The following is a 21,351-nucleotide window of genomic DNA, read 5'->3' on the forward strand; positions in this document are numbered from 1 at the left end:
GAGTAAAAACAATTGCATGAAAATTCACAATACATTAAACATTATGTGAATAAAATTTGAAGAAAAAAATTTGCCAACAACTACTTGACACAAACTTGTTTTAGATTAAATTTGAAAAAAATAAATAAAATGATTATAATTTTAGGGAAGTAAAATTTAGGAGGAGATGTAGCTGATGTTGAAATTTATGAAGCATCTTAAGATCACAGTAACAATATTACTAGTTTTTACAACATTTTTCACCGTCGCATTTGCTGATACAAGTCCAGGTACTCGGTATTTGACTTTTGGACATGATCTTACAAATGACCAGAGAAATCAGATTCTTAAAGATTTTAATCTAAGTGACACAAATGGATTACATATTATAGAAGTTACTAATCAGGAGGAATATAAATATTTAGGTGGTAGTTTGCCTGCAAATGTTATAGGTTCTAAAGCAATATCATCGTCATTAATCACATTTAGAGAAAAAGGTTCGGGTTTAAGCGTGACTACACATAATATAACATGGGTTACTAGTGATATGTACAAAAATGCTCTGATAACAGCAGGTGTAGAAGATGCAGATATAAAAGTTTCAGCTCCATATCCTGTTTCAGGAACAGCAGCCCTTACGGGGATAATCAAAGCTTATGAGGAAGCAACAGGAAAACCTATAAGCGATGATGTCAAGAAAATTGCGAATGCAGAGATGGTAACTACAGGGCAGATTGGGGATAAGATTGGCGATAAAGAAAAGGCAGTAGAGCTTTTAAAAAGGCTAAAAGAAGAAATGGCTAATCAGACTAGCAAGCTTTCTGATGATGAGCTTAAAAGCTTAATACAGAATACTGCAAATAGTCTAGGAATAACTTTGACGCAAGACGAAATAAACAGTTTGGTTTCACTGCTTCGAAAATTACAAAATGCCAATATAAATTGGGATAAAGTCAAAAGTGGACTTGACAATCTTACTACATCATTTAAAGACTTTGTAAATAAAAATCCCGAATCAAAGTCCATAATAAAGGTAATTCTTCAGTTTTTTCAAAATATCATTAATAAACTGTTAAGCTTGCTGTAAATATTGATTAAAGTAAAATAAGGATGATGACCATCCTTATTTTACTTTATAGCTTTGACTTTTCGATGGCTCTTATCCTATTTATAGTGCTGGGATGGGTGTAAGAAAACCACTCTATAAATTTTGGTGGTTCAATGTCAGACAAGCTTTTTTCCGCAAGGTCAACTTGAAGCTTAATGACGACATCTTTATCATGCAGATATTGGACTGAAAGCAGATCTGCCTGTCTTTCCATTTGACGAGAGATATAATTTTGAATTGGATTTGTATCAAAGTTAATCAAAAGCAAAAATAGATAAAGTAAGGATATGATAAAAGGTCCGTACTTGCTGTTGTGTGTTTGTACTACACTTGTTTTCAATAAGATGTTAAACATGAAAAACATTATGAAAATTCCTATTGAGCCTATTAAGATGCTTTTTAAAACGTGATTTTCTTTCCAGTGAGCGGCTTCATGGGCTATTACAGCTTTTATCTCATCTTGAGGATATTTTTTCAATAATGTATCATAAAGAACGATCTTGCTTGTGCTGCCAAAACCATAGAAATATGCATTTGCTAGTGTAGTCCTCCTGCTAGCATCCATTTCTTCAACTCTGTCTATTTTTATTCCTGCGTTTTTTGATACATCATTTACCATATTTAAAATAACAGGATCAGTAACAGGTGTAAATTTATTAAACATAGGAGCGATAAATGATGGCCATATAAAGTTTTGCAAAAAAAGCATTGCTGTAAGAAAGATAGATGCTAATATCCACCAGGTTCTGTAATATTTATTTATCGCAAAGAATAATAGTATTATTCCGATTCCAGATAGTACAATATCGATGGCTGAGCTTTTTATATAATCCATCCACCAAGATTGAACCGTTTGTACTGAAAATCCCCATTTTACCTGTAGCTTAAATGAATACAAACTGAAAGGCAATGATAAAACTTTTAAGATCGCCCACAATACAATGAAGAACATGAAGATGCCTACATAGTAATTTCCTCCGCTAAGTCTTTCACACGTTTTTGAAAGCCGCAAAGCAAATCCTCCAAAGACGAACCATAATAGAAATATTAATTGGACTAAAAATGAAGTGATATTTATTATTCTATTTGCTTTGTGATATGGTATAGATTTTTCTACTGTGTAATGAGAAAAAAACTTGTAAACATCAGGTGAAACAGTGTTTGGTGATAATGTGTAATATAGGTATAATGAAGAAAACAACAATGCTATAAAAGTTAGCAAAAACCATATTTTGTTAAACTTTACGCTCAATATTATCTCATCCCTTCTTCAAAAATTACTATGAATATATTATATTATATGCGTATCGAAAATTAAATTATTTATTGCTTTATTTTGATTTCCATATGCTATAATTATATTAGATTATTGGTAGAGGTGTAGAAATGAAGACATTATTAGTTGGGCTAAATGCTAAATACTATCATACAAATTTGGCCATAAGAAATATCAAGTGGTACTGTAAGCCAATGGAGATAGAGATATTAGAAATGACAATAAATGATGACACTGATTATGTATTATATGAAATATTAAAAAAGATGCCTGATGTGGTTGGCTTTTCATGCTATATATGGAACATAGAAAAGGTTTTAAAGCTATGTGAATATATAAAAAAAGTAAAAAAAGAAATAATCGTAGTTCTGGGCGGACCAGAAGTATCATATGACGCAGAGAACTTACTGAAATCTGGCTATATAGATTTTGTTGTCTTAGGTGAGGGTGAAATAACTTTTAAAAGGCTTTTAGAAAGAATTTATAATAGTAGAAGTATAGATGATTTAGATGGCATAGTTTATAGGAAGAATGAAGATATAATAGTTAAGATAAAAACTGATTATGTTAGTTTGGATGATATTCCATTTCCTTATATAGATGAAGAAATTTCAGACAAGCTTGTATACTATGAGACGTCAAGGGGATGCCCTTTTAGATGTTCATATTGTCTGTCATCGCTTGACAATAAACTGAGATATGCAACAATTGAAAAAGTAAAAGCTGACTTGAATGAATTATCAAAAATGGGTGCAAAGATTGTAAAGCTTATTGATAGGTCTTTTGACAGCAATATAAAGAGGGCGATAGAGATATTGAACATAATAAGAGGATTGAAAGGCGATACAGTATTTCACTGTGAAGTTAATCCCGAATTAATTAATAAAGAGTTTATAGACAGCTTAAAAGGCATAAAGGATAGGATTCAATTTGAAGTTGGCATTCAAACGACAAATAGAAATACGCTTATAAATGTATCGAGAAATCCAGATGTAGATGGTGCATTAAAGGGTATAAAGCTTATTGTGGACGCCGGTATAAAGGTACATGTTGATTTGATTGCGGGACTGCCAGGTGACAGCTTTAAATCAGTTGCGAATTCATTTAATGATGTTTACAAATTAAATCCAGATGAGATTCAGTTGGGATTTTTAAAGCTTTTAAAAGGAACTGATTTAAGAAAAAATGCAGATAAATACTGTATAGAATTTAGAAGTGATACACCATATGAGGTTTTAAAGACGAGTACAATGTCGTATTATGAACTTTACGAATTAAAAAGTATAGCTTTTTTAGTAGATAAGTATTACAACTCTGGAAGGTTTAACAAAACATTGAATTTCTTATTAAGCTTTTATGATGAACCTTTTGACTTATATAAATCGATGTACGATTATTGGGAGAGTTACAATTTATTTAACAGAAGACATTCTTTAAATGATTTATTTGACATAATGTACAAATTCGCTGTTTCTAAAAGAATAGATTCTGAACTGTTAGAGGACTATTTGCGATATGATTACATGTACTCAACAAACAATAAAGCTTATCCGGATTGTTTAAAAGATTTGCATCAGAAAATACCTGACAATGTAAAATCGCTATTACACAATGATGAATGGTTGCAAAATAATTTGCCTTTGGCGAAAAATATGTCTAGCATAGAGAAAGGCAAAAGTATCTCAATAGGTTTTTTTAAACATGATATTTTGGGGGAAAGCAATAAAAGCGTATATATTGTTTTTTTGCATTTGAAAGACAGAACGTATTGTGCAAAAATTTATGTTTAAGGAGATTGATATTATGCCTGAAACACTAGTCATAGCCCATCGTGGTGATTCCAAGAATGCACCAGAAAATACATTGTCGGCTTTCAAAAGAGCTGTTGAGATCGGCTCAGATGGTATTGAGCTTGATGTTCAGCTTAGCAAAGATGGTCATTTGGTCGTTATACATGATGAGAGAGTTGACAGAACTACTGATGGAATAGGATATGTCAAAGATTATACGCTAAGTGAATTAAAAAGATTAAGTGCAGGGATAAAGTTCAGCAAAAGGTTTGCTGGTGAAAAGATTCCTACTCTGCCAGAGGTTTTTGAACTTTTAAAAAATAAAGATGTTTTATTGAATATAGAGATAAAAAGCGGTATAATCTTGTACACTGGGATTGAAGAAAAATTAGTGAATTGTATATTTGATTACGATTTTGAGGATAGGGTAGTTATATCATCCTTCAATCATTACAGTGTTAAGACTGTGAAAGAGATTGAGCCAAGGCTAAATATAGGTCTTTTATATGAATGCGGTCTTGTGGAGCCATGGCATATAGCAAATAGGATGCATGCTTATTCACTTCATCCCTTTTACTTTAATATAATACCTGAGGTTGTGAAGGGTTGCAAATCAAATAATGTTAAACTATTTCCTTGGACAGTCGATAGTGTAGAGTCAATGGAGAAAATGTTAAGATTTGGTGTTGATGGAATCATTACAAATGATCCACTAAAACTTATAGACTTAAAAAAGGTGATAAATTAGTCTTATATTTTCACGATAGGGGGTTACTATATGAAGCCAAACAAGTGGATGAAAGACATGACATTTAAAGAAAAGGTAGAGTACATATGGGATTATTATAAGATACATATAATTGTTGGTGTTGTTGTAATTGCAATAATAGCATCATTTGTCAATTCAATTATAACAAACAAAGATTATGTTTTTGATTTTTCATTAATAGGCACGTCAATAAACTTTGATAAAGAGATGAGCTTCCAAAGTACTGTAACTAGGGAGTTGCTAGGTACAGATAAGGGTAAGAAACAAGCATTGGTTGAATTTTATATGTTAACAAAAGGTAGTGATGGGAAATATCAACTTGATCCAACATCTGTACAGAAACTTATGGTAAAAATATCTGCGCAGGAAGTTAATGTCATAGCCCTTGACAAGGACAATTTTAATGTATTAGCAAAACAAGGTGCATTTATGAATCTTGATTCTATAAAAGAATTGGATTTAAGCGGTTTTAAAACAGAAAAATTGTCTTCTTTAAAAGATGTTAAGGCTGGTACGTACGGAATTGATTTAAATAAGGAAAACAAGTACCTTGATGAAATAGGATATGATTACCGCGACAAAGTAATAGCGATTGTGTCTAATTCACAGAATAAAGATTTGTCAATTAAATTTCTTAAATGGATTCTTGATATGAAGTAGTTTTTCATGTATACTATGATTGTAATTTTCAAAACTTGCTTATGGTGAATTTTGACGAGGTGATAATGTGAAAGAAAAAATAAAGCTTTTAAAAGGAGATATAACAGAGCAAGAAGTTGATGCAATTGTAAATGCCGCAAATTCTGGACTTCTAGGTGGCGGTGGGGTTGATGGTGCTATACATAGAGCAGGTGGAAAAGTAATCGAGGAAGAATGTAGAGAAATAAGAGATAGAGAAGGTGGTTGTCCAACCGGAAAAGCAGTAATAACCCATGGCGGTAATCTAAAAGCAAGCTACGTGATACATGCGGTTGGTCCAATATGGAAGGATGGAAATAGTGACGAAGACAACTTATTAGCAAGTGCATACATAGAGAGCTTAAAGATAGCAGATAAGAACAATTTAAAGACGATAGCATTTCCGTCTATTAGCACTGGAGCATATGGTTTTCCAGTTGATAGAGCTGCAAAGATAGCACTGAGGGCTGTATCAGATTATCTTGATAAAAGTGACATAAAAGAAGTTAGATTTGTATTATTTAGCGACCATGATTACGATGTTTATTCAAAGGCGTATGATGAATTATAGATAAAATAAAAAGCAGACCAAATATTGGCCTGCTAATAATAAATTTTTATTATTTAACTACGTTCGTTAAGACAAGCCCTATCATGATTATTCCGACAATCAACCTGTAATAAGCAAAAGGTCTCAGCGGATGGCTTTTAAGGTAAGAAAGGAATTTATCAACGACTATCAGTGCGACTATAAATGACATTATAAAACCTACTGCCAATGCTTCCCACTCTAACGCAGTCATTGAAGCTATCCCTTTATGAAGGGAGACGGCTGTTGCACCAAACATCGTTGGTATAGCTAGGAAGAAAGAAAATTCAGCGGCTGCTTTTACAGATAGACCAGCCATCATTCCCCCCATTATCGTTGAAGCTGACCTTGACATACCTGGGAAAAGCGACATACACTGTGCAACACCGATCCAAAAAGACTTTTTGGTGCTTACTTTGTCCATGTCATCAATCTTATAATTAGAAAAGGCATTTTCAACAATTAGCATCATTATTGCACCTATTACAAGTGCTATTGATACGGTGAAAGATGAAAACAAGTGTTTATCAATAAAATCATTCAGAAGAAGACCTAAAATTGCAGATGGTATAAAAGCGACGACAATCTTAAACCATAATCTAAATCCCCATTTGTTTGGAGCCAGATTTTTAAGAGAATTCCATATTTTTTCTCTGTAGTAATAGACGATGGCCAGAATAGCGCCAAGCTGTATTACTACTTCAAACATTGTGGCATATGCACCTCTAAAATTTAATAGGTTACCTACTATTATGAGGTGTCCTGTGGATGAAACAGGTAAAAACTCAGTTAAACCTTCCACGATACCAAGTATAAATGCTTTAACCAAAAGAACCATAAAGTACCGACTCCTTACCATTAATATGTTAAACACTATTTAATTTTATATTAATATTGTTTATAATTCAACATATCTTTTAGTGTTTTAATCTTTTTTTAATGTGATATAATAGGTGTATAAATATGTGGTGAGGTGGTTTTGTGCTTTTACCGGGATTTTTTTCATTTGCAATCGGCATCATAATAATTGCATTTATAGTTTGGCTTTTTGGAAAATCAGTTAAAATATTATTTAAGTTTGTACTAAATTCAATAATAGGTTATGTTTTTCTCTTAATTTTCAATTTTTTTGGTTCTATTTTTGGGCTAACATTGCAGATTAATCTTATAAACGCTTTTATAGCAGGTGTCTTTGGAATACCAGGTATAGTTGTTTTACTTGCTTTAAAGTATATATTTAAGATCGTCATATAAACCCTATTGGGTTTATTTTTTATGTCTAATATTGTTGCTTTAATATGGAATAATAATAGTAAATATGAATGGAGGTATAAAATATGGATATAAGAAGAATAGTGCTTGATAATTTAAAAAATCGCTCAAAGGATGAAATAAAAGGCTTTATACAGGATGCTGTAGATACTAAGGAAGAAAATGCAATTCCCGGTCTAGGTATAATATTTGAAGCAGCATGGGAAAAAATGAACGATGCGGAGAAAAACAATATGATGGATTATGTCATGAGAGGAATATCATAAAAGGGTATCTTAAGGTACCCTTTATTTATAATAGCAGAACAGTAACGATATATCCGCAAATTAATCCGATGATTACAGGAAGTAGATTTCTTCTGACTATTGAGTCGGGGTCGACTTTTATGATTGCTGTCACTGCTACTACGCTCCAAGGGATTATTGTACCACCACCAACCCATATACAAGTGATTTCACCCAATGATGCCAGCAATGATGAATTGATATTAAGTGTGTGTGCAAAAGTTTTAGATAGTGCACCAACTAATGGCAGTCCTGAAAATCCTGAACCTGATAATCCTGTCAATATTCCGACTAAAAGTTGCATTAAAGCTACAGTATATTTATTTAAAGGAATGTGCTTTGAAAGATATAGTCCAAGGTCCATTAGATATCCTTTAGCGTTAGGTCCAATTACTTGCTTGGCAGTTGTCAACTCTCCAAGAAAAAAGAATGCACTTATAAGTATAATCGGAGCGAAAGTCCTAATGCCAGACAAAAAACCGCTTTTTAAATATTCTCCTGTCTTATTTAAGAAATCTTTCTGCACTATCGATGATGCTAAAAGTATAATCACTGCAGAGCCACCGATTAGCGCTGTTGCTGCGTTTCCTCTTATTTTTAGAACGTACATTAAAAAAGTATCGACAGCAAAAAATATAACACTGACAATAGATATGATGTAACTTTCTTTATATATTTTCTTTTTACCTACATTGTTGTCAGTTTTATCATTATTTTTTTTACTTTTAAGTTCTTTCATTGTTACAAAGTAAAAAATAATTATTGTAACTAATGATGTTACACACCAAACAGGCAGACTGCTTAAAATCAACTTTGACGTGGAAATACCCAGCGTTTTAGCTGTTACAGACGGAACTCCTTGTATGAAAAAGTCTCCTGATAAAGCGACCCCGAAGCCAAATATAGTTACTAGTGATGCAAAACTTAGTTCATCAAAACCGGATTTTAATACAGGGCCAATCAAGACAGCACCTATCAATCCTACAGCAGGTGACGGCCATAAGAAAAAAGATAAAAGCATCATAAGTAAACCAATGATCCAAAACGATTTACTTGGCGTGTTCAGAAAACGCAAAAATGGCTTTGTTATAACTACATCAGCTCCGATATCATCAAGAGCACGGGACATGGCTATTATCAAAGATATTATTAATATTACTTGCCATAATTCTTTGCCTGATACAAATATAGCTGTATATAGTATTTCTATTGATTTTAATATATTTTTTGTCTGTGACGCTGCTACAGCTAAAATGCCCAGTATGCACGGAAATATGATATCTTTGCGCAAAAGCATAAATATAAAAATGACAAAAATTGAAATTAAATATACAATATGCGTGCCAGTTATCTCAACCATTGTAACACCTCATTTTTAATTAGATTTTGCAGATTGTAATGTCTTTATACTTTTATTTTTTTACATATTTTGCATATTACTTGGAAAAATTATTAAGGATGTGTTAAAATAATAATTAAATGAGGAGGTAATCAAAATGAAACCAATGAAAATTAAAGATGGTGTAACAAAACTTGGAGCTGTACATTTTGAAAGAAGATTGTTTGATTCACTTATTCCACTGCCTGCTGGGACAAGCTATAATGCATATCTTGTTGAAGGCAGTGAAAAGATAGCATTGATAGATACTGTTGATCCAATGAAATTAGATGTATTAATGGAGCAGCTAAATGATGTTCCTAAGATTGACTATGTTGTATCAAATCACTCTGAGCAAGACCACTCGGGAAGTATTCCATTTGTCCTTGAAAAATATCCAGAGGCTAAAGTTATATGCACCCCAAAAGCAAAGACATTTTTGATGGATCTTTTACATATTCCTGAAGACAAGATAGATACAGTTGAGGACGATGAGAGGATATCACTTGGAGACAAAACCCTTAGGTTTATTCATGCCCCTTGGGTGCACTGGCCTGAGACCATGTTTACATATCTTGAGGAAGATAATATAATTTTTACATGTGACTTTCTCGGCTCACATTTAGCCACATCAGAGCTTTTTGCGGAAGATGAATGTCTTGTCTATAATTCGGCAAAAAGATATTATGCAGAAATAATGATGCCGTTTAGGAATTTTATAGAAAAGAATATTGATAAGATCAAAAGCTTAAAAATAGATTACATAGCACCTTCTCACGGACCGGTTTACAATAAACCTCAATTCATATTTGATGCGTACAATAGCTGGGTATACGACGAACCGAAGAATATAGTTGTTATACCGTATGTTACAATGCACGGTTCTGTAAAAGCTATGGTGGATTATTTGACTGCTGTGCTTTCACAAAAAGGTGTCGTTGTAAAACCGTTTGATTTGACAGTTACTGATTTAGGAGAACTTGCTATGTCATTAGTTGATGCTGCGACAATAGTCGTAGGTACGCCGACGGTTTTGGCTGGGGCACACCCACAGGTGATTTATGCTACATATCTCGCAAATGCCTTAAAGCCAAAAACTAAATTTTTATCAATTGTTGGGTCATACAGTTGGGGCGGAAAAACTATTGACCAATTGTCCAGCATGATTACAAACCTAAAAGTTGAAGTGATACCGCCAGTATTTATAAAAGGTCTTCCAAAAGAAGAAGATTATAAGCTTTTAGATGAATTAGTAGATAATATAGTTAAAAAACATAAAGAAGCAAACATTAAATAAGAGCGTTATTGCTCTTATTTAATGTTCAGATAATCTTTGAAAAGAGGTTATATGATGCACTATGAAGATATACAGGATTTTATGGAAGCTTTAGAGAAAAAAGGTCTTTTAAAAAGGATTAAAACTGAAGTCGATTCTAATTTGGAAATCACTGAGATTGTAGATAGAGTAGTTAAAAGCAATGGGCCTGCTCTTTTGTTTGAAAATGTTAAAAATTCATCATATCCTGTCCTTATTAATATATTTGGCAGTTATGAGAGACTTAATATGGCATTGGGAATTTCAAATACAGACGACATAGCTAATATAATATACGATATAATTGATATGTCAAAGTACATAAAGTACATAGGACTTGTAAATAAAATCAAATCAATACCAAAGCTATCAAGACTTCTTAAGGTATTTCCGAGAAAGGTGAAGGAAGCTCCATGTCAAGAAGTTGTTGAAGAACCTGATCTTGATAAACTACCTATTTTGAAATGTTGGCCAAAAGACGGAGGCCGTTTTATAACGTTGCCACTTGTCATAACGAAGGATCCTGAGACTAACATGCAGAATATGGGGATGTACAGGATGCAGGTGTTTGACAAAAAAACGACTGGCATGCACTGGCATATACACAAAGATGGGCGAGAGATATATCTTAAATATAAGAAAATGGGAGGAAAAATGCCGGTTTCGGTCGCAATTGGCTCTGATCCGGCGACGATTTATTCGGCTACAGCGCCATTGCCTAAAGAAATTGACGAAATGTTGTTTTCGGGCTTTATAAGAAATAGTCCTGTTGATATTGTTAAATGTAAAACAAACGACTTGTACGTTCCAGCTAATTCAGAATTTGTCCTTGAAGGTTATGTAGATGTAAATGAAATGAGGGAGGAAGGACCATTTGGCGATCATACAGGGTATTATTCTTTGAAGGATTTATATCCGGTATTTCATGTAGAGTGCATTACACGCAAGAAAAATCCAGTATATCCTGCTACTGTTGTTGGGAAACCCCCAATGGAAGATTGCTATCTTGGGAAAGCTACTGAGAGGATTTTTCTACCATTTATTAAAATGATTTGTCCAGAAGTAATCGATATAGACTTCCCTCTTGAAGGTGTATTTCATAATTGCTTGATAGTATCTATAAATAAAGAATACCCTGGGCAGGCTAAAAAAGTGATGAATGCATTGTGGGGAATGGGACAAATGATGTACACAAAATTGATAATAGTCGTCGATAAAAATGTAAATCCTCACGATTATTCAACTGTTGCATGGAAGGTTTTTAATAATATTGATGCTGCAAGAGATATAGTTATTACGGAAGGACCTCTTGATGCCCTCGACCATGCGTCACCACTGCCTTTTTACGGTCATAAATTAGGAATCGATGCTACAAAAAAGTGGAAATCAGAAGGGCACAGTCGAGATTGGCCAGATGATATAGAGATGACAGAAGAAATAAAAGAATTGGTTGATAGGAAGTGGAATGAATATGGTATTTAAAAAGATAAAGCAGTACGCAGATCTTGTAATGTTTTCCCATACTCTATTTTCCATGCCTTTTGCAATGGTTTCGATGTTATGGGCTGCTAATGGTTTGCCAAAGATGAGGGTATTTTTTTGGATAATCATTGCACTTATTGGTGCTAGAACAGGTGCGAATGCGTTAAACAGACTTGTTGATAAGGATATAGATGCTAAAAATCCCAGGACGGCAGGAAGGCATTTGCCATTAGGGATAGTTAAAAGTTCTGAAGTTCTTTTGATTGTAGTATTTAGCTTTGCACTGTTGGTGCTGGCAGCCTATGAGCTGAATCCACTGTGTCTTAAGTTATTGCCAGTGGCTCTGTTTTTATTTATCATATATTCATACACAAAGCGATTTACATGGGCTTGTCATATAATATTAGGAATAGCTTGTGGAGGTGCACCTGTTGGAGCATGGATCGCAGTTACAGGTAAAATAGGCTGGCCTTCATTAGTTTTAGGCGCAGTTGTTACTCTTTGGGTGGCAGGCTTTGATATAATATATGGTACACAAGATTACGATTTTGATAAAAACAACGGTTTGTTTTCTATACCTGTTAAATTCGGCATTAAAAATGCACTTCTCATATCGACATTTTTTCATGTAATAGCATTACTGCTTCTTTTGTATTTATATTTTTATATGAAAATGGGTTGGCTGTATTTGATAGGGCTTATAATAATAGGGTATTTATTGTATAAAGAACATTCTATAGTCAAGCCTGACAATTTAAAGCACGTTACAATAGCGTCGTATGATATTAATCAAATCGTTAGCGTTTTGTTTTTTGTCTTTACAACCTTAGATTTATTTTTAGTGAGGTGATCTTTTGAGAGAATATATAATTTCAATAACTGGTGCTAGTGGAAGCATTCTAGGCTTGAGATTGATTGAAGAGCTTTTAAAAAGCGACTGTAAGGTGCATTTTTTGATAAGTAAAAACGGATGCAGTGTCATGAAGTATGAGACAGGGTTTACTTTTGATGATGTAGTGCAGCACTTTAAAAAAATTAGTGAAAAAATTAACATCTACGATGTAGATGATATGTTTGCACCTATCGCAAGTGGATCATATAAATCAGATGGAATGGTTGTAATTCCATGTTCTATGGGGACTCTTTCAAGCATTGCATGTGGCATTTCAATCAACCTTATACATAGATCAGCAGATGTATGCTTAAAAGAAAAAAGAAAATTGATAATTGTGCCACGAGAAACTCCATTTAACCTGATACATTTAAAAAATATGGCTTTATTAAGTGAAATGGGAGCATATATTCTTCCGGCAGTAATGACTTTTTATAATAAACCATCATCTGTAGATGATATGGTAAACTTCATAGTTGGAAGAGTCCTTGATGTACTAGGAATAGAAAATGATTTATATAATCGCTGGAATTAAAAATTTAAAGGAAGGATGGATATTTATGAAAAAAATAGTTTCTGTTATGCTTTTAATAATCATGATATTTACAATAAGTTCTTGCAGCAAAGAAAAAGAGACAAGCAGTGAAAAATTGCAAACTTTAAATATTGGAATACTTCAAGATACGGATTCAATTCCAATTTTAATAGCGAAAGAACAAGGGTATTTCAAGGATGAGAATTTGGACGTCAATATAGAGCAATTCAAAAGCGCGCAAGAGAGGGATAGTGCACTTCAAAGCGGAAAAATTGACGGTGCAATATCTGATATAATGGCTGCTGCGTTTGCGAATGATGGTGGATTTAACGTCAAGATTACATCATTGACAAATGGTACGTATGATTTGCTTGTTAATAAGGATGAAAATATTAATAGCCTTCAGGATTTAAAAGGGAAAAGTATCGCCATATCTAAAAATACTTTGATAGAATATGTGACAGATATGATTTTAAAAAAGGCTGGATTGACAGATAAAGATATTAATAAAGTATCTATACCACAAATGCCTACGAGGTTGGAAATGCTACAAAATGGAAAAGTAGATGCAGCAACACTTCCTAATGCACTTGCGACAGTAGCCATGATGAATGGTTCTAAGATGCTTGACAATTCCAACAATCTTGGTATAAATCCAGGAGTGTTGCTTTTTACAAGCAGTGCCGTAGACTCGAAAAAAAGCGAGATAAAAGCCTTTTATATCGCTTATAACAAAGCAGTCGATTATTTAAACAAAGAGCCTAAGTCAGCTTACATAGATAAAGTAATTGAAGATGGAGGATTTCCAAAAGAAATAAAAGATGCTTTAAAATTGCCTGTTTATCAAAAGGCGGCATTGCCAGATAAAAAAGACTTTGACGACGTGATAAAGTGGCTTACAGATAAAGGTCTAATCAAAAATAATTACAACTATAGCGATTTGGTTACAGATGAATTTATCAAGTGATTTTTTGATTTAATAAAGAGGAGAAATCACAAATGGTGAAAGTTGAAGGGTTGACAGTGCGGTATAGGACTAATGAAGGCTATTTTACAGTTTTAAAGAATATAAATTTAGATATTTATGATGGGGACGTTTTGGCATTAGTTGGTCCATCAGGCTGTGGAAAGTCAACTCTCTTACATGTTTTGTCAGGCATAATCAATACATATGATGGCAAAGTTACTATCAATGGAGAAGGAATTAATACAAAGAAGCACAAAATAGGGTTAGTACTTCAGGATTATGGATTGCTTCCTTGGAAAAGCGTGTACGAAAATGCTGTACTAGGACTTAAAATAAAGTCAATGTTGACTAGTGATGACAGAGATTACGCTTTATTCATTTTAGATAGATTAGGGTTAAAAGAATTTGTTAGAAGGTATCCACAAAAATTAAGCGGCGGACAGAGGCAGAGAGTCGCAATAGCAAGAGCGCTTATTTTAAAACCAGATATTTTGCTTATGGATGAGCCATTTTCAGCCCTTGATGAGATAACTAGAGAAGAGATGCAGGAACTATTCATAGAGATTCAAAAAGAATACAAAGTCTCAACTGTATTTGTCACCCACAGCGTAGAAGAAGCTGTTTATATTGGTAAAAGGATAGCTATAATGTCTAAATCACCAGGAACTATTAAACAAATTATTCATAATGAAACGTATGGTTTGAAAGATAAAAGGCTTTGCAGAGAATTTTATGATTTGATGATAAAAATCAGGAAAGATATTAAAGAGGAATGGTCAACTTGAAATTTAATAGAAAAGCTTTTGAATATTTTTATGCTTTACTTATAATATTTTTATTGTGGTATATGATATCGCAAATAGTGAATATCAATCTAATTCCTTCCCCTATATTGGTCATAGAAAATTTATCAAAAACATTTAAAAGTAAATTAATGATTCATGTAGAGTACAGCTTATTTAGAATTTTGATGGGTATTTTATTATCCTTAATAATTGGGGTTCCTACTGGCATTATAATGGGATACTTTAGTAAAATAGACAAATTGTTATCGCCAATTGTATATTTAATTTATCCCATACCTAAAATTGCTTTTCTTCCGATTGTCATGCTTTTATTTGGACTTGGGGAAATGTCAAAAATTTTTATGATTACAGTCATTGTTGTATTTCAAGTCATTGTTTCATTGAGAGATGCTGTTAAGGGTATACCTGAAAACATATATTACTCTATATATTCTTTAGGCGGTTCATGGTTTCAAATTTTAAAAGAAATTATAATACCTGCCTCTTTAATAAACATCTTGACTTCTATAAGGGTAGCTTTGGGCACAGCGATATCTGTGCTGTTTTTTACAGAGACATTTGGGACAGAGTATGGTATTGGCTACTTCATAATGGATTCGTGGACGAGAGTAAATTACATAGACATGTATTCAGGGATAATAGTTTTAAGTTTAATGGGAATTATCCTTTTTTCAACAATCGATTTTTTAGGAATTATTTTTTGCAGATGGTAAAAAATTTATCAAATGATAAACTTTTGAGAAGAATATCTTTGTTTAAAGATGTATAGAATATCCTGTGAGGTGATTTCATGATTAATTTAAACGGGCAAAACACTATAGCTCCAGGGATTATAAGTGCATTTGAAATTTATGATGGAGATTTGACTTTGAAAAAATCACAGGATGCATTAAATGTGTATGTAAATGGAGATTTAATTGGCGAAAAAGTGCTTGTTGCGCAGGGAGATGACGGATTAAATTCAGTGAGAGATTATCTTTTGAACAAAGGATTTTCTGATTTTAAGTATAAAGTAGATGGAAATAACATAATCATTGATACAGATGATAGTATTTCTGAAGAAGTAAAAAATCATTTGAAAATTTATTTAAACATCAGGTAGGGAGCTTATCAAAGCTCCTTTTTTAGACATTGTTTTTTTAACAGAATTTTGGGGAATCTATTACCATGAAGCTTACTTTTGTACTTTTGTAAATTGTGAATTTTTTATTTTATTTGAATCACTTGGCAAAAGTAGTATAATAATAATCAAGAAAATATATCAATAGAAAGAGATTATTAAAAAGAGTTTGGGGAAAATATATTTTCTGTTGAGAAATATATTTTAAAAATTTCTGTTTATGAGTTATTATAGTGTATAGAAGTAGTTTATACTTAAGACATGGAATGGAAGAAGGTGGTACTATGGCAGTCTTGAATGTATCTGGAATAATGGTTATATTTGGTGGCACAGGAGATCTAACACATAGGAAGTTGATGCCTGCTCTTTATAATTTGCTGTATGAAAAGAACCTTCCTGAGAATTTTTGCGTAGTTTCTGTTGGTCGCCGTGACAAGACTGATGATGTATATCGAAACGAAGTTTATGAATCAATAAGAAAGTATTCGAGAATAAAGCTGGATGAAAACCTTTGGAAAATCCTGAGAAACAAGATATACTATCAAAAGTTTGATTTTCACGATGATGCTGGATATACAAGATTAAAAGGATTTTTAAATGAGCTTGATGAAAATTATAAAACAGATGGAAATAGAATATTTTACTTAGCAGTTGCTCCAGAGTATTTTGAGCTTATTGTTGAAAAACTGTATGAACATGGGATGGTAGAAAATAGTAAATCGTGGCAAAGGGTGATGATTGAGAAGCCATTTGGAAAAGATTTTAATTCTGCAGTTTATTTAAACAAAAAGATAACTGACGTTTTTAGTGAAAAAAACACGTATCGCATAGACCATTATTTAGGAAAAGAAATGTTGCAGAACATAATGGTAATCAGGTTTGCTAATGTGTTTTTTGAACCAGTCTGGAACAACAAATACATAGACAATGTTCAGATATCGTCAAGTGAAACGGTCGGTATTGAAAATAGAGGCGGTTACTATGAAAAGGCCGGTGCTTTAAGAGATATGATACAAAACCACATGCTTCAGCTTTTAACATTGACTGCTATGGAGCCGCCTGTTGATCTTACTACTGATTCAATTCATGATGAAAAAGTAAAGGTATTAAAATCATTACAGGAATTGACTCCAGAGCTTGTTTTAAAAAATGCTGTAAGAGGACAATACGAAGGGTATAGAAATGAAGATAGAGTATCACCTGATTCTGATACTGAGACATTTGCCGCACTAAAAGTGTTTGTCGATAATTTTAGATGGGCTGGTGTTCCGTTTTATATTAGAACAGGCAAAAAGCTTCCAGTAAAATCAACAGAGATAATAATACAATTCAAGCCTTTACCTGGTATATTGTATTTTAAAGAATATGGTGGGCTTATGCCAAATTTATTAGTAATAAAGATACAGCCAGAAGAAGGAGTATTTTTACAGTTTAATGCAAAAAAACCTGGAACATTGAATAAGTTGATACCTGTAAAGATGGACTTCTGTCAAAACTGTCAAGTTGGCATGAATTCACCTGAGGCATATGAGAGACTTATTTACGATGCATTAAGAGGTGATTCAACGCTTTTTACCAGATGGGATGAAGTTGAATATTCATGGAAGTATGTTGACAAGATTGCCGATGTTTGGAGAAACGAAAAGCCTGATTTTCCAAACTACAAACCGGGGACTTGGGGTCCTAGGGATGCTGACAATTTATTGTCAAAAGATAATTTTAAATGGTGGAATATAGGAGGTTTTTATGATGAAAATATATGATATATCAATGAATATTAATAAAGATATGCCGGTTTATAAGAATAAGCCAGAAAAAAGACCTGAATTAACTGTGACAAGTGATTTTCCCAATGATAGTGTTCATGAGTCAAGAATAAGCATGGATATGCATACGGGTACGCATTTTGATGCACCTCTTCACATGATACAAGGAGGGGATACGATTGACCATTTTGATATAACAAAAGCTGTTTCAAAATGCAAAGTCCTTGATCTTACCAACGTAGATGATAAGATAACCGCAGAAGATTTGAAAAATAAAGACATAGTAAGTGGTGAATTTGTCCTATTAAAGACGAAAAATTCATACGATGACAGCTTTAATTTTAACTTTGTCTATCTCGATTCAAGTGGTGCAGAGTATCTGAAAGAAAAGAAGATAATAGGAGTGGGAACAGATGGGCTTGGCATAGAAAGAGCACAGCCTAACCATGAGACCCATAAGACATTGTTGGGGAATGGGATAACTATAATTGAAGGGTTAAGATTAAAAGATGTTGATGAAGGCGAGTATACATTGATAGCTGCGCCATTAAAAATAGATGGTGCTGAAGCCGCTCCTGCCAGAGCATTGTTAATTGAGGAAGATAAAAAATGAAGGTGAACATGTACAGTGTAGGAAATTGCATAATTGGCAATTCTGAAGTCAATATAGACGATGTACATGAAATATTAAACTTATTGATTGAAAAGTACGGAGAAGACACGATGATAGAATTTATTAAAAACTATAAAAATGGCCAAAATCTTTCAGATGCTTTTAAAAATGCTTTATCCAGTAAGAATATGTTGAGGAAGTTGAAATTTAAGAAAAGTATTTAATGGAGGTTAATGATGGATAAGAAGTTAAAAGATAGAAAAGAAATAGATGATAAATACAAATGGAGAGTTGAAGATATATATGAAAGTGATGAAAAGTGGAACGACGATTTTGATAAAGCAAAAAAATTGATGAGCCAGCTGTCAAATTTTAGAGGAAAGGTAAAGGACGAAAAATCTCTTTTAGATGTGCTTAAGTTAGATGAAGACCTCAGCATGATAACCGAGAGGCTGTTTGTTTTTGCAAGAATGAAGAGGGATGAGGATAACACTAATGGTAAATATCAGGCATTAGCTGATAAAGCCATGAGGCTTAATATAGAATCTTCCAGCGCTGCTTCATTTATTGTGCCTGCGATTTTATCAATGGATGAGGGGATTATTAGAGGTTGTATAGAAAAGAATAAGGATTTTGAGGATTACCGTCACTTCCTTGAAGATCTTTTAAGGTATAAGCCACATACCCTTACAGAAAGAGAAGAGATGATTTTGGCAGAAAGTGCTGTTATGGCACAGGCTCCGGGAAATATATTTAAAATGTTGGATAATGCTGATATAAGATTTCCTGCGATAGAAGATGAAAATGGCGATTATGCGGAGCTAACTCATGGTAATTTTATAAAGTTTATGAGCAGCAGTGACAGAAACGTAAGGAAAAGGGCGTTTCAATCATTGTACGGTGTATATAAAAGTTTCGTTAATACATATGCATCAACGACAGATTCAAATGTAAAAAAGGATATTTTTTATTCGAAGATGAGAAATTATAAGACTTCTTTGGAAGCTTCGCTTTTTGATGACAATGTACCTGTTGATGTATATAATAATTTGATAGGTGCGATTCATGAAAGAATCGATTTGCTTCACAGATATGTTTCTCTTAGAAAAAGAATGTTGAATCTTGATGAGCTACACATGTACGATCTGTATGTGCCGCTTGTTGAGAATTATGATAAGGAGTACGATTATGAAGAAGCCAAGAATATTGTCCTTAAAGGTTTGGAGCCATTGGGTGATGAGTACATCAATATATTAAAAGAAGGTTTTAACAATCGTTGGATAGATGTTTATGAAAACAGAGGCAAGACATCTGGAGCATATTCGTGGGGGACATATGGTGTGCATCCATACGTGCTTCTTAATTTTCAAGGTAAACTGGATGATGTCTTCACTATTGCCCATGAGATGGGACATTCATTGCATACTTATTATTCTGACAAAGCTCAGAAATACATTAACTCCCAATATAAGATATTTGTTGCGGAAGTGGCCTCAACATGCAATGAAGCGATCTTGATAGACTATTTGATAAAAAATGCAAAAGATAAGAATGAAAAACTCTATTTATTAAATCACTACTTAGAACAATTTAAAGGAACAATCTACAGGCAAGTTATGTTTGCAGAATTTGAAAAATTTACGCATGAAGAAGTAGAAAAGGGGGAATCATTGACACCTGAAAAATTGTGTAGAAAATATCATGAACTAAATAAATTTTATTACGGCGATGACATTGTAATAGATGATGAGATTGATTATGAGTGGGAAAGGATACCACATTTTTACACAAGTTTTTATGTGTACAAGTACGCCACTGGATTTTCTGCAGCAATTGCTTTATCGCGGATGATTTTAAATGAAGGCAATGCAGCAGTAAAAAGGTATAAGGAATTTTTGAAAAGCGGTGGTTCTGATTACCCACTTAATATCCTAAAAAAAGCTGGCGTCGACCTTACGACAAAGAAACCTATCTTAGATGCTTTGGGTGTTTTTGAATCAATACTGGATGAAATGGATAGCTTATTAAACAGGTGATGAATTTGAGAGAATACAGTGTATTTGATATTATGGGGCCTATAATGGTAGGACCAAGCAGTTCTCATACGGCAGGTGCTGCTCGTTTAGGGAAGATTGCAAGGCAAATAGCTGGAGATGATATAAAAGACGTTCAGTTTATGCTTTATGATTCATTTGCAAGTACTTACAAGGGGCATGGTACAGATAAAGCACTTGTTGCAGGTATCTTAGGCCTTGATCCAGATGATGACAGACTGCCACGCTCTTTTGAACTTGCAAAAGAGCAGAATATATCCGTTTCATTTATGAAAAGCGATAAAGATGCACAGCATCCTAATACAGTTAGAATAATTATAAAGAATACATCTGGTGATGTAACTGATGTTTTAGGTTCATCAATAGGCGGTGGCAATGTCGTATTAAAGGAAATCAACGGTATGAATGTTGAATTTACAGGAGAATATGAGACATTGATAACAGAGCATATTGATAAGCCGGGAATTATTGCTATGGTAACAAAAGTTCTTGCAGAATATAAGATAAATATTGCATTTATGAGAGTATATAGACAATTAAAGGGTGATAATGCTATTATGGTAATAGAATCTGATCAAGTCATACCAGAAGATGTAAGTATTAGCATAGAGAGGATAAATGGCATCGAAAAAGCCATTGTCATAAACAGCATAAAAAATACATACTGAGGTGAAGATC

General features: G+C 33.2%; 23 protein-coding genes. 20 read left to right on the top strand and 3 right to left on the bottom strand.

The features are described from left to right. Nucleotides 1–175: 175 nt before the first annotated feature. Nucleotides 176–1,066, top strand: coding sequence for a DUF1002 domain-containing protein (locus J2Z80_RS08600; RefSeq protein WP_209454018.1), 891 nt, complete (start codon nucleotides 176–178; stop codon nucleotides 1,064–1,066). 46 nt (nucleotides 1,067–1,112) lie between these two features. Here the strand turns inward: J2Z80_RS08600 and J2Z80_RS08605 are convergent, their stop codons facing one another. Next, nucleotides 1,113–2,339, bottom strand: a complete 1,227-nt coding sequence (locus J2Z80_RS08605; protein ID WP_245301234.1) for a M48 family metallopeptidase — start codon at nucleotides 2,337–2,339, stop codon at nucleotides 1,113–1,115. 134 nt (nucleotides 2,340–2,473) lie between these two features. On the opposite strand from J2Z80_RS08605, the gene J2Z80_RS08610 reads away from it, so the two are divergent. The 4 genes from J2Z80_RS08610 (at nucleotide 2,474) to J2Z80_RS08625 (ending at nucleotide 6,171) form a co-directional block, all read left to right on the top strand. Further along, nucleotides 2,474–4,153: a B12-binding domain-containing radical SAM protein gene (locus J2Z80_RS08610; protein ID WP_209454019.1), complete on the top strand. Its 1,680-nt coding sequence runs from the start codon at nucleotides 2,474–2,476 to the stop codon at nucleotides 4,151–4,153. A 13-nt stretch (nucleotides 4,154–4,166) separates the two neighbouring features. Next, entirely contained in the window at nucleotides 4,167–4,901 is a 735-nt protein-coding gene (locus J2Z80_RS08615; RefSeq protein WP_209454020.1) for a glycerophosphodiester phosphodiesterase, read from the top strand. Nucleotides 4,902–4,931: 30 nt separating this feature from the next. Beyond that, nucleotides 4,932–5,582, top strand: a complete 651-nt coding sequence (locus J2Z80_RS08620; protein WP_209454021.1) for an ABC transporter substrate-binding protein — start codon at nucleotides 4,932–4,934, stop codon at nucleotides 5,580–5,582. 67 nt (nucleotides 5,583–5,649) lie between these two features. Then, nucleotides 5,650–6,171, top strand: a complete 522-nt coding sequence (locus J2Z80_RS08625; RefSeq protein ID WP_209454022.1) for an O-acetyl-ADP-ribose deacetylase — start codon at nucleotides 5,650–5,652, stop codon at nucleotides 6,169–6,171. Between the two features lie 49 nt (nucleotides 6,172–6,220). Here the strand turns inward: J2Z80_RS08625 and J2Z80_RS08630 are convergent, their stop codons facing one another. Further along, nucleotides 6,221–7,027 (bottom strand): undecaprenyl-diphosphate phosphatase, encoded by an 807-nt coding sequence (locus J2Z80_RS08630; protein WP_209454023.1) that lies wholly within the window; start codon nucleotides 7,025–7,027, stop codon nucleotides 6,221–6,223. A gap of 143 nt (nucleotides 7,028–7,170) precedes the next feature. Between J2Z80_RS08630 and J2Z80_RS08635 the strand changes: the two genes are divergently transcribed. Together J2Z80_RS08635 and sspI are read left to right on the top strand one after the other, a co-directional pair. Next, entirely contained in the window at nucleotides 7,171–7,443 is a 273-nt protein-coding gene (locus J2Z80_RS08635) for a pro-sigmaK processing inhibitor BofA family protein (protein WP_209454024.1), read from the top strand. Nucleotides 7,444–7,526: 83 nt separating this feature from the next. Then, nucleotides 7,527–7,727, top strand: coding sequence for a small acid-soluble spore protein SspI (gene sspI, locus J2Z80_RS08640; protein ID WP_013298120.1), 201 nt, complete (start codon nucleotides 7,527–7,529; stop codon nucleotides 7,725–7,727). A gap of 25 nt (nucleotides 7,728–7,752) precedes the next feature. Here sspI and J2Z80_RS08645 read toward each other — a convergent pair whose 3' ends face one another. Then, nucleotides 7,753–9,105 carry a hypothetical protein gene (locus J2Z80_RS08645; RefSeq protein WP_209454025.1) on the bottom strand — a complete coding sequence of 451 codons (1,353 nt, stop codon included), beginning with the start codon at nucleotides 9,103–9,105 and terminating at the stop codon, nucleotides 7,753–7,755. A gap of 136 nt (nucleotides 9,106–9,241) precedes the next feature. Here J2Z80_RS08645 and J2Z80_RS08650 point away from each other — a divergent pair, with 136 nt between their 5' ends. The 13 genes from J2Z80_RS08650 (at nucleotide 9,242) to sdaAB (ending at nucleotide 21,341) form a co-directional block, all read left to right on the top strand. Then, nucleotides 9,242–10,420, top strand: a complete 1,179-nt coding sequence (locus J2Z80_RS08650; protein ID WP_209454026.1) for an FprA family A-type flavoprotein — start codon at nucleotides 9,242–9,244, stop codon at nucleotides 10,418–10,420. A gap of 54 nt (nucleotides 10,421–10,474) precedes the next feature. Next, nucleotides 10,475–11,920, top strand: a complete 1,446-nt coding sequence (locus J2Z80_RS08655; protein WP_209454027.1) for a menaquinone biosynthesis decarboxylase — start codon at nucleotides 10,475–10,477, stop codon at nucleotides 11,918–11,920. Then, nucleotides 11,910–12,770: a UbiA-like polyprenyltransferase gene (locus tag J2Z80_RS08660; protein WP_209454028.1), complete on the top strand. Its 861-nt coding sequence runs from the start codon at nucleotides 11,910–11,912 to the stop codon at nucleotides 12,768–12,770. Before J2Z80_RS08655 ends, J2Z80_RS08660 begins: the two co-directional genes overlap by 11 nt. Before the next feature lie 4 nt (nucleotides 12,771–12,774). Next, nucleotides 12,775–13,347 (top strand): UbiX family flavin prenyltransferase, encoded by a 573-nt coding sequence (locus J2Z80_RS08665; protein ID WP_209454029.1) that lies wholly within the window; start codon nucleotides 12,775–12,777, stop codon nucleotides 13,345–13,347. A gap of 25 nt (nucleotides 13,348–13,372) precedes the next feature. Continuing rightward, on the top strand, nucleotides 13,373–14,314 hold the full coding sequence (locus tag J2Z80_RS08670; RefSeq protein ID WP_209454030.1) for an ABC transporter substrate-binding protein: 942 nt from the start codon (nucleotides 13,373–13,375) through the stop codon (nucleotides 14,312–14,314). Between the two features lie 32 nt (nucleotides 14,315–14,346). Then, a complete protein-coding gene (locus J2Z80_RS08675) occupies nucleotides 14,347–15,099 on the top strand; it encodes an ABC transporter ATP-binding protein (RefSeq protein ID WP_209454031.1) in 753 nt (250 codons plus the stop codon). A gap of 77 nt (nucleotides 15,100–15,176) precedes the next feature. Then, nucleotides 15,177–15,833 (top strand): ABC transporter permease, encoded by a 657-nt coding sequence (locus J2Z80_RS08680; protein WP_432422711.1) that lies wholly within the window; start codon nucleotides 15,177–15,179, stop codon nucleotides 15,831–15,833. A 77-nt stretch (nucleotides 15,834–15,910) separates the two neighbouring features. After that, nucleotides 15,911–16,222, top strand: a complete 312-nt coding sequence (locus J2Z80_RS08685; protein WP_209454033.1) for a hypothetical protein — start codon at nucleotides 15,911–15,913, stop codon at nucleotides 16,220–16,222. Nucleotides 16,223–16,524: 302 nt separating this feature from the next. Beyond that, nucleotides 16,525–18,003 (top strand): glucose-6-phosphate dehydrogenase, encoded by a 1,479-nt coding sequence (gene zwf, locus J2Z80_RS08690; RefSeq protein ID WP_209454077.1) that lies wholly within the window; start codon nucleotides 16,525–16,527, stop codon nucleotides 18,001–18,003. Further along, nucleotides 17,990–18,619, top strand: a complete 630-nt coding sequence (locus J2Z80_RS08695; protein ID WP_209454034.1) for a cyclase family protein — start codon at nucleotides 17,990–17,992, stop codon at nucleotides 18,617–18,619. The genes zwf and J2Z80_RS08695 overlap by 14 nt, the downstream gene beginning before the upstream one ends. Beyond that, nucleotides 18,616–18,843 (top strand): hypothetical protein, encoded by a 228-nt coding sequence (locus tag J2Z80_RS08700; protein ID WP_209454035.1) that lies wholly within the window; start codon nucleotides 18,616–18,618, stop codon nucleotides 18,841–18,843. Before J2Z80_RS08695 ends, J2Z80_RS08700 begins: the two co-directional genes overlap by 4 nt. 12 nt (nucleotides 18,844–18,855) lie before the next feature. Continuing rightward, nucleotides 18,856–20,655, top strand: coding sequence for an oligoendopeptidase F (gene pepF / locus J2Z80_RS08705; protein WP_209454036.1), 1,800 nt, complete (start codon nucleotides 18,856–18,858; stop codon nucleotides 20,653–20,655). Next, nucleotides 20,655–21,341: an L-serine ammonia-lyase, iron-sulfur-dependent subunit beta gene (gene sdaAB, locus J2Z80_RS08710; RefSeq protein WP_245301235.1), complete on the top strand. Its 687-nt coding sequence runs from the start codon at nucleotides 20,655–20,657 to the stop codon at nucleotides 21,339–21,341. Before pepF ends, sdaAB begins: the two co-directional genes overlap by 1 nt. Nucleotides 21,342–21,351 lie beyond the last annotated feature (10 nt).

The sequence above is a fragment of the Thermoanaerobacterium butyriciformans genome (assembly GCF_017874545.1).
GTDB lineage: Bacteria > Bacillota > Thermoanaerobacteria > Thermoanaerobacterales > Thermoanaerobacteraceae > Thermoanaerobacterium > Thermoanaerobacterium butyriciformans.